The organism is Streptococcus thoraltensis DSM 12221, assembly GCF_000380145.1.
GTDB classification, from domain to species: domain Bacteria; phylum Bacillota; class Bacilli; order Lactobacillales; family Streptococcaceae; genus Streptococcus; species Streptococcus thoraltensis.
Genome location: NZ_KB904631.1, coordinates 83,582 through 97,713, shown reverse-complemented (window position 1 = coordinate 97,713; position 14,132 = coordinate 83,582). Strand labels below are relative to the sequence as shown.

12 protein-coding genes are annotated in these 14,132 nt (G+C 38.5%); all 12 read left to right on the top strand.

What is annotated here, in order from left to right:
* Positions 1-34: 34 nt before the first annotated feature.
* A complete protein-coding gene (locus A3IA_RS0110575) occupies positions 35-310 on the top strand; it encodes a DUF3165 family protein (protein WP_018381298.1) in 276 nt (91 codons plus the stop codon).
* A 637-nt stretch (positions 311-947) separates the two neighbouring features.
* Positions 948-2,312 (top strand): UDP-N-acetylmuramoyl-L-alanine--D-glutamate ligase, encoded by a 1,365-nt coding sequence (gene murD, locus A3IA_RS0110570; protein ID WP_018381297.1) that lies wholly within the window; start codon positions 948-950, stop codon positions 2,310-2,312.
* Entirely contained in the window at positions 2,305-3,381 is a 1,077-nt protein-coding gene (locus A3IA_RS0110565; RefSeq protein WP_018381296.1) for a UDP-N-acetylglucosamine--N-acetylmuramyl-(pentapeptide) pyrophosphoryl-undecaprenol N-acetylglucosamine transferase, read from the top strand. Before murD ends, A3IA_RS0110565 begins: the two co-directional genes overlap by 8 nt.
* Positions 3,382-3,385: 4 nt before the next feature.
* On the top strand, positions 3,386-4,525 hold the full coding sequence (locus A3IA_RS12150) for a cell division protein FtsQ/DivIB (RefSeq protein ID WP_018381295.1): 1,140 nt from the start codon (positions 3,386-3,388) through the stop codon (positions 4,523-4,525).
* A gap of 155 nt (positions 4,526-4,680) precedes the next feature.
* Positions 4,681-6,051, top strand: a complete 1,371-nt coding sequence (gene ftsA / locus A3IA_RS0110555; protein ID WP_018381294.1) for a cell division protein FtsA — start codon at positions 4,681-4,683, stop codon at positions 6,049-6,051.
* A 17-nt stretch (positions 6,052-6,068) separates the two neighbouring features.
* Positions 6,069-7,388 (top strand): cell division protein FtsZ, encoded by a 1,320-nt coding sequence (ftsZ, locus tag A3IA_RS0110550; RefSeq protein WP_018381293.1) that lies wholly within the window; start codon positions 6,069-6,071, stop codon positions 7,386-7,388.
* A 7-nt stretch (positions 7,389-7,395) separates the two neighbouring features.
* Positions 7,396-8,064, top strand: coding sequence for a YggS family pyridoxal phosphate-dependent enzyme (locus A3IA_RS0110545; protein ID WP_026217681.1), 669 nt, complete (start codon positions 7,396-7,398; stop codon positions 8,062-8,064).
* Positions 8,065-8,073: 9 nt separating this feature from the next.
* Positions 8,074-8,697: a cell division protein SepF gene (locus A3IA_RS0110540; protein ID WP_018381291.1), complete on the top strand. Its 624-nt coding sequence runs from the start codon at positions 8,074-8,076 to the stop codon at positions 8,695-8,697.
* 2 nt (positions 8,698-8,699) lie between these two features.
* On the top strand, positions 8,700-8,957 hold the full coding sequence (locus A3IA_RS0110535) for a YggT family protein (protein ID WP_018381290.1): 258 nt from the start codon (positions 8,700-8,702) through the stop codon (positions 8,955-8,957).
* Complete coding sequence (locus A3IA_RS0110530; protein WP_018381289.1) at positions 8,957-9,751, top strand: YlmH family RNA-binding protein; 795 nt, start codon at positions 8,957-8,959, stop codon at positions 9,749-9,751. Before A3IA_RS0110535 ends, A3IA_RS0110530 begins: the two co-directional genes overlap by 1 nt.
* A gap of 11 nt (positions 9,752-9,762) precedes the next feature.
* Positions 9,763-10,680: a DivIVA domain-containing protein gene (locus A3IA_RS0110525; RefSeq protein ID WP_018381288.1), complete on the top strand. Its 918-nt coding sequence runs from the start codon at positions 9,763-9,765 to the stop codon at positions 10,678-10,680.
* A gap of 276 nt (positions 10,681-10,956) precedes the next feature.
* On the top strand, positions 10,957-13,755 hold the full coding sequence (gene ileS, locus A3IA_RS0110520; RefSeq protein ID WP_018381287.1) for an isoleucine--tRNA ligase: 2,799 nt from the start codon (positions 10,957-10,959) through the stop codon (positions 13,753-13,755).
* Positions 13,756-14,132 lie beyond the last annotated feature (377 nt).

Here is a 14,132-nt window from a genome sequence, read left to right as displayed (position 1 = left end):
GCAGTGATTGAAGGGTAAAATAGTAAGGAGAGACATGTTTTATTTATTAGTATTACTTGCCATAGTGCTTTACTATTTCTTTATGGCTCCCAAAACCATTCGCAATACTATTAATTCAATTGTTCTTATGGCTGTGATGGCCTTGTTGCTTATCTTAGCGGGAATGAGTTTTATGAAACTCATTCAGTCCCCAGGAGAAGTTTATATCATTGCTATCATGCTTGTCTTTGGATTTTTAGCGATTCGAGATGTGATTCGCTTGTCCTCAAGACCGATTCAGCCCCGTTTGCCTTTCAAAAAAGAAAAATAGCGGAAAATCACATCTAACATATGTTGATTTGCACCCCAAAAGTTAGACATAAAATCTAACGATTGGGGTGTTTTTGCTTAACTGTCTGAGCCAAAAATACCAAATGTATGAAGAAAGTTTGGCTTTTAAATAACGCATAGCCTTTTGAATTACCTTTGCTACATGGTCACTTTCGACTTGCCGGACTTATACTCAATGAAAATCAAAAGCAAACTAGGCGACACAGATAGCAGATAGAACTGTCTTCATCAAATCAAGTCAACAACGCCTGCGTTTAATTTTCGAAGAGTATCAAGTACTGTCTGCGTCTTAGTTGCTTGTTCTGAAAGTTAATTCATTTGGCTATATTTTCATAAAAACTATATTTTAAATGATGACATTTTGTTACAATAGCGATGAAAATGAGGGAATCCCCATGCTAGAATATAAAAATCATAGAAACATCTAAAAAAATGCATGCCATCAGAAAAATGGTTTCATGTATTTTCTTTGAGCCTATACCGTACTGAGAAAAGTAGTCTTCTTGAAAAATGCCTTGATAAAAGGTAAAATAAGACAATAGTATTGAATGAAAAAGGAAATAGACAGTTGTGATAAATGCGGCAAATATCAACGAACTGACAGGTTTTATAATAATATGAAAACTATCTCAAATTTTGAAAATAAAAAAGTTCTTGTTCTAGGTTTAGCTAGGTCTGGACAAGCGGCAGCTCGCCTTTTAGCTAAGTTAGGCGCCATTGTTACTGTTAACGATGGAAAACCGTTTGAAGAAAATCCTTCTGCACAAACTTTATTAGAAGAGGGGATCAAGGTTGTTTGCGGAAGTCATCCTTTGGAACTATTGGATGAAGATTTTGCCTTGATGGTGAAAAATCCAGGTATCCCTTACTCTAATCCCATGGTACAAAAGGCTAGTGAGCGAAAAATCCCGATTTTGACAGAAGTAGAGCTTGCAGGACTTGTTTCTGACGCTCCAATTGTTGGCATTACAGGATCAAATGGGAAAACAACAACAACGACCATGATTGCAGAAGTTTTTAATCATTCTGGTCAATCTGGTCTTTTAGCTGGTAATATTGGTTTTCCAGCATCAGAAGTGGCTGTGGATGCTAGTGAAAACGATACCCTGATTATGGAATTGTCTTCCTTCCAACTGATGGGGGTTGATGCCTTTAGACCCCATATTGCTGTTATTACAAATCTTGAACCAACGCATTTGGATTATCATGGCACTTTTGAAGACTACGTTGCTGCTAAATGGAATATCCAAAATAACATGACTGCCTCTGATTTTCTTGTCCTTAATTTTAATCAGGGCATTGCGCATCAATTGGCTGAAAAAACCAAAGCCACAGTTGTTCCTTTTTCAACGATTGAAGAAGTAGATGGTGCTTATTTCAAGGATGGTCAGTTATTCTACAAAGGTGAACTGATTATGGCAGCTGATGAAGTTGGTGTACCGGGTGAACATAATATTGAAAACGCCCTAGCAACAATTGCAGTCGCTAAATTGTCAGGTATTTCAAACCAAGCTATTAAGGAAACACTTTCAGCTTTTGGTGGTGTTAAACACCGCTTGCAAGATGCTGGTTCAGTCAATGGCGTTTCTTTTTTCAATGATTCCAAATCGACTAATATTTTAGCGACACAAAAAGCCTTGTCAGGCTTTGATAACAAACACTTAATTTTGATAGCAGGTGGTTTAGATCGAGGTAATCCCTTTGATGAACTCCTTCCTCATATCAAAAATCTAAAGGCAATGGTTGTTCTTGGTGAAACAGCAGATAAGTTAGCTGAAACAGCAAAAACAGTCAATATTCCAGTAGAATATGCCAAAGACGTTGCGGATGCGACAAGAAAATCATATGGATTGGCTGAAGCTGGAGATACAGTACTGCTAAGTCCTGCAAATGCAAGCTGGGATATGTATAAGAATTTTGAAGTTCGTGGAGATGAATTTTTAAGGACAGTCAGCTCCTTGAAGGGGGCTGCTCATGAATAAACGCAAAATTGTCCTGACAGGTGGCGGTACAGTAGGACATGTAACGCTTAATTTGTTGCTGATTCCTAAATTAATCCAAGACGGCTGGGAAGTTCATTACATTGGAGATAAGCACGGAATTGAATATGAAGAAATTCAACGTTTAGATGAAGGCGTTATTTTCCACGCTATAGCAACTGGGAAACTAAGACGCTACTTCTCTTGGCAAAACTTACTGGATGTTTTCAAAGTTAGTTTTGGTGTCCTACAATCACTTGTGATTATTGCTAAATTAAGACCAAAAGCTCTCTTTTCAAAAGGCGGATTTGTCTCTGTTCCCCCTGTTATTGCAGCTAAACTGCTCGGTGTTCCCGTTTTTGTTCATGAATCTGATCTATCAATGGGTCTGGCAAATAAAATTGCTTATAAGTTTGCAACAAAAATGTACACCACTTTTGAACAAGATTCTTCTTTAACAAAAGTTGAGCATATTGGTGCTATCACTAAGGTTGAACCCTATTCTGTTCAATACGACCAGATGGTTGAAGATATAAAAGAACAATTTGATGATTCTAAAAAGACTCTTCTTTTTATTGGTGGATCGGCTGGTGCCAAAGTTTTTAATGATTTTATCACAAAACATCTAGCAGCATTAACAGCTAACTACAATATCATCAATATCTCTGGTGATTCCAACTTAAATACTTTAGAAAAGAATCTATATCGTGTAGACTACGTTATAGATTTATATCAACCTTTGATGAATCTAGGGGATTTAGTTGTTACTCGTGGTGGCTCAAATACTATATTCGAACTGGTTGCTCTTCAAAAACTACACTTAATTATTCCTCTCGGGAAAGAAGCAAGTCGTGGTGATCAATTAGAAAATGCAGCTTATTTCGAAAAGAAAGGCTATGCTCTTCAACTAGCAGAAGAACAGTTGTCTTTGGAGAGTTTAAATCAGAAGATTCAAGAATTGTTTGTTCATGCTCCTAAATTTGAAGAAGCTATGAAAAATAGTCAAGAGCTAACGTCTCAACAAGCCTTCTATCATGAATTGACAGAATCTATCAAGAAGGTAAAGGGATAAGAATATGGCAAAAGATAAGGAAACAACTAAAGATTCTGAAAAAGAAGAGCCAGTTTTAACTGAGTGGCAAAAACGCAATCAGGAATTTTTAAAGAAAAAAGAACAGGATAAAGCTGAACAAGAAGAAGCTGAAAAACGTCTCCAAGAGCTTAGACGTTCTCAATTTCTAGGTGACAAAACAGAGGAAAAAGAGCAAGAAAAGAAGCCTAAAAAACTGAAGAAGCGAAAAGAAAAGAAGAAAAAAGAACCTAAACCTAAAAAAGTTAGGGAAAAAAATCCACATTTTAATCGCTTTATCATAGTGGTTTCGTTAGGGGTTCTTGTGTTTTTGTTTTCCGCTTTCATGATTAGCCCTTTGAGTACATCAAAAACTGTCATTGTTTCAGGACAGCATTTCACGAACACGGCTACGATAAAGCAGGCTTCTGGGATTAAAAAAGATGATTATTTAGTCAGTGTCTTCATGAACCGACACCAGATTGAAAAATCCATCGTAAAAAAAGACCCTTGGGTTAAGGACGCTAAAGTTAATTTTGAATTACCAAATCGTTTTAACATTAAGGTCAAAGAGGAACGTATTGTTGCTTACCGTCAGGAAAAAGACCTGTATTACCCCATTTTATCGAACGGTATGGTAGTCCAAGAAAATGTCAAAAAATTACCAGCTACTTTTTTGAGTGTTAATTTAGATACCCAAAAAGATGTTAAAGAATTTATTGAAGCAAGAAATTCTTTGGCAAAAAGGATTCGACGAAACATTCAATCCGTTTCAAAAGAAGAATCAAAATCGACGGATGACTTGGTAAGGTTAACCATGTATGATGGCAATACGGTTATTGTTCCGCTTTCTAAGATTAAAGAACGTTTACCGTATTATTCCCAAATAGCCAGCAAAATGGAAGCTCCAGCTACCATTGATATGGAAGTTGGGATTTATGTCAGAAATGAAACAGTAGACGATTCTGAGGAACAGTTGAAACAGGCTCCAAATGAAACTTCGGTAGAAACTTCTATTCCTCAAGAAAAACCAGAAAGTCAAGAAAGTCAAGAAAGTCAAGAAAGTCAAGAAAATCCAGAAGCACCAACTGACAGCCAAGAGGTTGAAGCGGGTGTGGAACAACAAGCTGAAACAACAGTGCAATAAAGGTTGAAAAGAGATTTTACTTGTTTACATTTATATAACAAAAAGCACAAAAGTTATTTATTTTGTGCTTTTTTATGATATAATATGCTTTGAATAATTCCGCCCTTGCGTGGTTTTTAGAATAGTAAGTAATGGAAAGAATGAGAGGTTGGGTAATGGCAAGAAACGGCTTTTTTACGGGCTTAGACATCGGTACTAGCTCGATTAAAGTACTCGTTGCAGAATACATCGATGGTGAAATGAATGTTATCGGTGTTAGCAATGTTAAAAGTTCTGGTGTAAAAGATGGCATTATTGTTGACATCGATGCAGCAGCAAAAGAAATTAAATTAGCAATTGAACAAGCAGAAGAAAAATCAGGGATTTCAATCGAAAAAATAAATGTTGGGCTTCCAGCAAATCTTTTGCAAATTGAACCTACACAAGGAATGATTCCTGTCACCAGCGAATCAAAAGAAATTAAAGACGAAGATGTTGAAAGTGTTGTGAAGTCTGCATTAACTAAAAGCATCACCCCAGAACGTGAGGTGATTTCTTTAGTTCCTGAAGAGTTTATCGTTGATAGTTTCCAAGGGATTCGTGATCCTCGGGGAATGATGGGAATTCGTCTAGAGATGCGTGGTCTTCTCTACACAGGTCCAACAACAATCCTGCATAATCTTCGTAAAACAGTTGAGCGTGCAGGCATCTTAGTTGAAAACATCATTATTTCTCCATTGGCAATGGCCAAGTCAGTGCTTAATGAAGGAGAACGCGAATTTGGTGCAACTGTTATCGACATGGGTGGTGGTCAAACGACTGTCGCTTCAATGCGAGCACAAGAACTACAATATACCAATATCTATCCAGAGGGTGGAGAGTATGTTACCAAAGATATTTCAAAAGTCTTGAAGACATCTGTACAAATTGCGGAAGCATTGAAGTTTAATTTTGGTAATGCTAATGTTAGAGAAGCAAGCGCAACAGATAGTGTTCAAGTTGAAGTTGTAGGGAGCGATACTCCAGTTGATGTTACCGAAAAATATCTTGCAGAAATTATTTCAGCTAGAATTAAACATGTCTTAGAACGTGTAAAGCAAGATTTGGAACGCGGTCGCTTACTTGAACTTCCTGGAGGAATTGTCATCGTCGGTGGTGGCGCTATTTTGCCAGGAGTAGTTGAAATAGCACAAGAAGTGTTTGGAACTAAGGTTAAACTTTTTGTACCACATCAAGTTGGTATTCGTAACCCCATGTTTGCAAATGTCATTGGCTTGGTTGAATATGTTGGAACCTTGACTGATGTAGATATTATCGCTCAGTTAGCCGTTACTGGAGAAGAAATTCTTCGCCGTAAACCTATTGACCTTGGTCCAAGTGACACGATGCTAAAACAACCGCAACAACCTATCCAAAATGATTTTACTTTCAATGAAGCAGATCATTTTGACCAAGATGTGAACATCCAAGAAGCGCCTAAGCCACGCGAACCTAAACAAAATATTGGAGATAGAGTTCGGGGAATCTTCGGCAGTATGTTTGATTAAAAAAGTGAGGAATTAAAATGTCATTTTCATTTGATACAGCGTCTATGCAAGGTGCCATCATCAAAGTTATCGGAGTCGGTGGCGGTGGTGGCAATGCCATCAACCGTATGATTGATGAAGGACTTGCTGGCGTAGAATTTATTGCAGCTAATACTGATATTCAAGCACTAAGCTCGTCAAAAGCTGAGACTGTTATCCAATTGGGTCCCAAATTAACTCGTGGGCTCGGTGCTGGAGGACAGCCTGAAGTTGGACGCAAAGCCGCTGAGGAAAGTGAAGAAGTTCTAACAGAAGCTCTTAACGGAGCAGACATGGTCTTCATTACTGCCGGAATGGGTGGTGGATCAGGTACTGGTGCGGCACCTGTCATTGCACGCATTGCTAAAAGTTTAGGTGCTCTTACAGTTGCGGTAGTAACTCGTCCTTTCGGTTTTGAAGGCAACAAACGTGGAAACTTTGCGATTGAAGGTATTCAAGAATTGCGTGAGCAAGTAGATACACTCCTTATCATTTCAAACAACAACTTGCTTGAAATTGTTGATAAGAAAACACCACTTCTTGAAGCACTTAGTGAAGCTGACAACGTTCTTCGTCAAGGTGTGCAAGGTATCACGGACTTGATTACAAGTCCAGGTCTTATCAACCTTGACTTTGCCGATGTTAAGACAGTTATGGCCAATAAAGGGAATGCTCTTATGGGTATCGGTATTGGTTCAGGTGAAGAACGTATCGTTGAAGCTGCTCGTAAAGCAATCTACTCTCCATTACTTGAAACAACAATTGATGGTGCAGAAGATGTTATTGTCAACGTAACAGGTGGTCTTGATATGACTCTTACTGAAGCTGAAGAAGCATCAGAAATTGTCGGTCAAGCAGCTGGTAACGGTGTTAATATTTGGCTTGGTACATCCATTGATGACACGCTTAAGGATGAAATCCGTGTAACTGTTGTTGCGACTGGTGTTCGTCAAGATCGTACAGAACAAGTGTCAGGTATTCGTTCAACGCCACGTACGTTTAATAATCCGACTTCAACACCATCATCATCTCAATACGACAACCAACGTTCTGATGAGCCAGCGCCATCATTTGATCGTCGCCAAATGAACTTCGATATGGCGCAAAATGTTGATATGCCTTCTTCTTCACGAACATCTCAAACTGATTTTAATCAACCTAACCAAAATTCTGCGTTTGGTAACTGGGATCTTCGTCGCGATAATATTGCTCGCCCAACAGAAGGTGAACTTGATGGAAAACTAAATATGTCAACTTTCTCAGGTGCTTCTGAAGCAGATGACGAACTTGATACACCTCCATTCTTCAAAAACCGTTAAAAAAACGATGGATTTAGCAAAAAATAAGGCAAAGATTTTCAAAAGTGTAGAAGAAGCCGCTGAAGCTGAAAATAACACTCAGGGAGTTAATGTTATTGCAGTTACTAAATACGTTGAAGCAGAAGTAGCTCATCAATTAGTTGAAGTCGGTGTCAGACATATTGGCGAGAATCGTGTTGACAAATTTTTAGAAAAATACCATGCCTTAGCGGGTCAGCCAGTTACCTGGCATTTGATTGGTAGTCTTCAACGCCGAAAAGTTAAGGATGTGATAAATCTAGTAGATTATTTTCACGCCTTAGATTCGGTAAAATTAGCTAAAGAGATTAACAAACGGGCAGACCATAGTATCAATTGCTTTTTACAGGTAAACTTATCGGAAGAACCGAGTAAACATGGTTTCCTAAAAAACGAGATAGAAGAAGCTCTACTTGAAATAGCAGAACTGCCTAATATTAATCTCGTTGGATTGATGACAATGGCTCCGCTAAAAGCAAGTCAAGCTGAATTAGAAGCTTTGTTTGACGAAACTTACCGATTAAAAGAAGATATTAAAGCTAAAAATATAAAGAATATGCCGATGACAGACTTGAGCATGGGAATGAGTGGTGACTATTTAGTAGCCATCAAGCATGGTGCAACATTTGTTCGAATTGGTACAGCTTTCTTTCAATAGGGGAGAGATATGGCATTTTTAAAAGATCTGTTTGAAAAACTATATTCATACTTTGCTACAGATGAAGTTAGTGATGTTGAGGAATTTGAGCAAGCACTACCTCAGCAAGAAGAAAAAAGAGTTTCTTCAGCACAAACCTCTTCTGTATCACAAGAACGAACATCGCAGTCAGCTGCGATGCACCGACAAGCACAAGCGCGAAGTCAAAGACAAGCACCTTCTGGACAATCAGAAAAAGCTCATCGCGAAAGTGTTTCTTCCACACAGTATTATAATAGAAAAGAGCAAATGAGTAATCCATCACAAGAGCATATGCAATCACGAACAGCAGCATCCCAACCAACTATCGCTTTAAAATATCCACGTAAATACGAGGATGCAACAGAAATCGTTGATTTGTTAGCTGGGAATGAATGTGTCTTGATTGACTTTCAATATATGTTAGAAGCTCAGGCACGTCGCTGCCTAGACTTTGTTGACGGAGCAAGCCGTGTCTTGTCTGGCAATCTTCAAAAAGTGGGCTCTTCAATGTATTTATTGACACCACAATTTGTTATTGTTGATGTAGAAGAAATGAACATTCCAAATGCAGGTCAAGATGTTAATTTTGACTACGATATGAAACGACGTTAATTATGTTTTTACTATATATTATACTAGCTAGACTAGTACAAGTTTATTCGACACTTTTAGTAATTTATGCTTTACTCTCTTGGTTTCCAGGAGCTTATCAAACTAAGTTAGGGGAGATTCTTGTTGCAATTGTTGAGCCGACCTTGGCTCCGTTTCGACGCTTAAGACTTCAATTTGGTGGAATCGACTTTACGATTGTTGCAGTTTTCTTTGTACTTCAGTTACTACTTAGACTCTTTTCATACTTACTATTATTCTAATGGAAAAGCAATCGAAACACCTATATCAACATTATGATGTCAGTGAACATGCCTTTATAGACAAAGTCCAAGACATGATTTATTCTGTTGAGAATACCTATAGCATGTATTTGACAGACTTTCTTAATCCGAGAGAAGAAGTCATTGTTAATGAGCTGGTTTCTCAAACAACTTTGACATTTTATTCAAGTCGTGATATTCTTACCGAGGAGTATCATAGGGTCATTATTGCTCCAGATTATTATCAACTAAATGTCGATGATTTTGAAATAAGTTTGCTTAACATCCAATACACTAAAAAATTTAATCACCTCAATCATTCCCAAATTATGGGAACGTTGATTAATCAATTAGGTATTAAACGTTCTGTTTTCGGTGATATTTTAGTAAACGGTGATGATGCGCAACTATTTCTTGAGAAATCAATGGTTACTTATTTTGAAACAAATGTCAGCAAGATAGCTAAGGTCCCTGTTAAACTTCAAGAGATTGACTTTAGTCAGAAGATTGAGTATTTTGAGGAGGGGAGAGAGCAGCTTTATCTTGTTTCGAGTTTAAGATTAGATAAAGTAATTGCTACAGTCCACAAACTACCGAGGCAGACTAGTCAAAAGCTGATTGAGTCTCAGAAAGTAAAAGTTAACCATAAACTAACGACGAAAACGACTGAAATAGTACTTGTTAATGATTTACTCAGTGTTCGAGGATACGGTAGATGTCGTGTCATTTCAGACAATGGTGTAACATCAAAAGGAAAACATAAATTGGTCGTCAAAAAATTAGACAGAAAATAGGGGAGGTTGTAATGGCTATTACAGCACTTGATATTAAAGATAAAACGTTTAAACTAAAATTCCGCGGATATAGCGAAGAAGAGGTTAATGAATTCTTAGACATCGTTGTTGACGACTATGAAAAACTAACCCGTGAAAATCGTGAGCAAGAAGCAAAAATTAAAATGCTTGAAGAAAAGTTAGCCTACTTTGATGAAATGAAAGAATCATTGAGTCAGTCAGTCATCTTGGCACAAGAAACTGCTGATAAAGTGAAAGCCTCTGCTCGTACAGAGTCTGAAAATATTTTGACACATGCTAATAATCAAGCGACGCTTCTTTTAGAAGAAACAAAACAAAAAGCGAACGACATGCTTCGCGATGCTGCTGATGAGGCTAAACGAGTTGCTATTGAGACTGAAGATTTGAAACGTCAAACTCGTGTGTTCCATCAACGTCTATTATCATCTGTTGAAAGTCATCTAGCATTGGTTAATTCGCCTGAATGGGATGAATTGTTACAACCTACTGCTTCATATATTCAAAATTCAGATGTTGCCTTTAGAGAAGTTGTAGAGTCAGTACTTGATACTGATGCCGATCACGAAGCGCCACAAGTAGCTGATACAGCAGCTATCGATGCAACTCGTCAGTTCTCGCCTGAAGAAATGGCAGAATTACAGCGTCGTGTTGAAGAAAGTAATCGTCAATTGGAAGAAACAATTGCTGGTCAAGCTCCATTGTTAACTGATGAACTTTTATTTGAAACCAGTTCTTCTGAAGCCTTTACTTTTGAGTCTGATGTAGCTGAAGAGGAATCTTTGAGTTTTGAGAATGAACCAGTAATCTCTGATTCCGAGACACATTCCGATAATCCAATACATGTTATCGATGAGTCAGAACTAAGCTTAAACGAGACACAAACTTTTAAATTGAATTTCGAAGATTAAGAAAAACGCGATTTTTTAAGTACATGCTAAGCGAGTAGGAGTTGGTGTGAGTCCTGTCATCACTGCTTAAAAAATTATCATTTTCTATCTTTCTAACTGAAATCAGTAAGTTAGGAGGGGTGAACTCCCTTATCGGTTCAAGAGGGAAAATATCGTCAATTTTTAGTGCGTCTTGCTCTTCAAAAATTGGCATAATGATATTTTCTGAATTAAGGTGGTACCACGAGCTTTCGTCCTTTTTGGATGAGAGCTTTTTTATTTTTTAAGGAGTTTTATATGAAGTTAAAAGATACATTGAACCTCGGAAAAACAGCATTTCCAATGCGTGCCGGTCTTCCAAATAAAGAACCCCAATGGCAAAAAGCTTGGGAAGAAGCAGCCATTTACCAAAAACGTCAAGAATTGAATGAAGGAAAACCGTCTTTCCATCTTCATGATGGTCCTCCCTATGCCAATGGTAATATCCATGTCGGACATGCTTTGAACAAAATTTCAAAAGATATCATTGTTCGTTCTAAATCAATGTCTGGTTTTTCAGCCCCCTATGTACCCGGTTGGGATACACATGGGCTTCCAATTGAACAAGTCTTAGCAAAACAAGGCGTCAAACGTAAAGAAATGGATTTGGCTGAATACCTTGAAATGTGTCGCCAGTACGCCCTATCTCAAGTTGATAAACAACGTGATGACTTTAAACGTCTAGGTGTTTCTGCTGATTGGGAAAATCCATATATCACGCTTGATCCTAAGTTTGAAGCAGATCAAATTCGAGTTTTTGGTGCAATGGCTGATAAAGGGTATATCTACCGTGGTGCCAAACCTGTCTACTGGTCATGGTCTTCTGAGTCAGCTCTTGCAGAAGCAGAAATTGAATACCATGATATTGAATCAACATCACTCTATTATGGAAATAAAGTAAAAGATGGTAAGGGTATTCTTGACACAGATACCTATATCGTGGTTTGGACAACTACGCCATTTACCATCACAGCTTCACGTGGCTTGACAGTCGGTGCTGATTTAGATTACTTGGTTGTTAAAACTTCTAATGATGACCGTAAATTTGTCGTAGCGGAAGCTCTTGTTGATACACTTGCTGCAAAATTTGGTTGGGAATCATTTGACGTTCTTGAGCGCCACAAAGGTTCAGCCTTAGAATACATCGTTACCGAACATCCATGGGATAAAGAGGTTGACGAGCTTGTTATCCTTGGTGACCATGTTACAACCGACTCTGGTACTGGTATCGTCCATACAGCCCCATCATTTGGTGAGGATGACTACAATGTTGGGATGAAATACGGTCTTGAAGTTTATGTAACAGTAAACGAACGTGGACTTATGAATGAACTTGCCGGACCAGATTTTGAAGGGCAATTTTATGACAAAGTGGTTCCAACAGTACTTGAAAAATTGGATAATTTACTTCTTGCTAAAGAACTCATTACTCACTCATACCCATTTGATTGGCGTACCAAAAAGCCAATCATCTGGCGTGCAGTGCCACAATGGTTTGCTTCAGTTGCGAAATTCCGTCAAGAAATTCTTGATGAAATTGAGAAAACGACCTTCCATCCATCATGGGGTAAAACTCGTCTCTACAACATGATTCGTGACCGAGGCGACTGGGTTATCTCTCGTCAACGTTCATGGGGTGTCCCTCTTCCAATCTTCTATGCTGAAGATGGCACGGCAATCATGACCAAAGAAGTAACTGATCATGTCGCAGATTTGTTTGCTGAACACGGTTCTGTTATTTGGTGGCAACGTGATGCTAAAGACCTTCTTCCCGAAGGCTTTACACATCCAGGTTCTCCAAATGGTGAATTTACTAAGGAAACTGACATCATGGATGTTTGGTTTGATTCAGGATCATCATGGAATGGCGTTATGAATGCCCGTGAGAACCTTTCTTACCCAGCAGATCTCTACCTTGAGGGCTCTGACCAATACCGTGGATGGTTTAACTCATCACTCATTACCTCTGTCGCTGTTAACGGCTATGCGCCATATAAAGGCATCCTTTCACAAGGTTTCGTTCTTGATGGTAAAGGTGAGAAAATGTCTAAATCAAAAGGTAACATCATCTCACCAAATGATGTGGCTAAGCAATACGGTGCTGAAATTCTTCGCCTTTGGGTAGCATCTGTGGACACTGACAATGATGTTCGTGTGTCTATGGAAATTTTAGGTCAGGTTTCTGAGACCTACCGTAAAATCCGTAACACCCTTCGTTTCTTGCTCGCCAACACGCATGATTACAATCCTTCAACTGATGCCGTTGCTTATCAAGATTTAGGTGCGGTAGATAAATACATGACAATCAAGTTTAACAAGCTTGTTGAAACAATCAACAAAGCCTACGAAAATTATGATTTCATGGCTATCTATAAAGCAGTTGTTAACTTTGTGACGGTTGATTTATCTGCATTCTACTTGGATTTTGCTAAAGATGTAGTATATATCGAAGCAGCGAATAGCCCAGAGCGCCGTCGTATGCAAACTGTTTTCTATGATGTCCTTGTCAAAATCACTAAGTTATTGACGCCAATCCTGCCTCACACAGCTGAAGAAATCTGGTCCTACCTCGAACATGAGGAAGAAGAGTTTGTTCAACTATCAGAGATGCCTGTAGCTCAAACTTTTGAAGGGCAAGAAGCTATCTTAGAAAAATGGGATGTTTTCATGGAATTCCGCACCCATGCGCAAAAAGCACTTGAAGAAGCACGTAATGCTAAAGTTATCGGTAAATCATTAGAAGCTCATCTGACAGTTTACGCTAGTGAAGAAGTGAAAACGTTATTAGCTTCATTGGATAGTGATATTGCACTTTTATTGATTGTGTCACAATTAACGATTGCTGATGAAGCTGACAAACCAGTAGATGCTGTCGCATTTGAAGGAGTAGCCTTCAGCGTAGAGCGTGCAGAAGGTGAAGTTTGTGAGCGTTCTCGTCGCATCGATCCTACAACACGCATGCGCTCTTATGGTGTTAAAGTATGTGATGCCAGTGCAAAGGTAATCGAAGAAAACTTCCCTGAAGCGGTCGCAGAAGGATTTGAAGTCAAGGCTTAATTTTATGATATTAGCCTACATAGTCAAATGAATTAACTTTCAGACAAGGAGCTGAGACGCGGACAGTACTTGAGTACGGCAAGTCGGAAGTGACGATGTTTCAAAGTTAATTCAAAAGACTATATATCTGATAATGCAGACGAGTTATTAGATTTTAGGCTCATTATTAAGAGTAGTAGTGGAAATTTGTCAAGAAATAGACGAGAAGACGATTTTGTCTTCTCGTTTTTTAGGCTCATTGTCAACTGTAGTGGGGAGATGAAAAGCTAACACCTAGAGAGGACCAGATTGTTCGCAAGCGCTCCATAACGGAGTATATTAAAAACGTTCCACAGGTTGGAACGTTTTGTTACTTGCACGTATTCTGAATGTTTTTG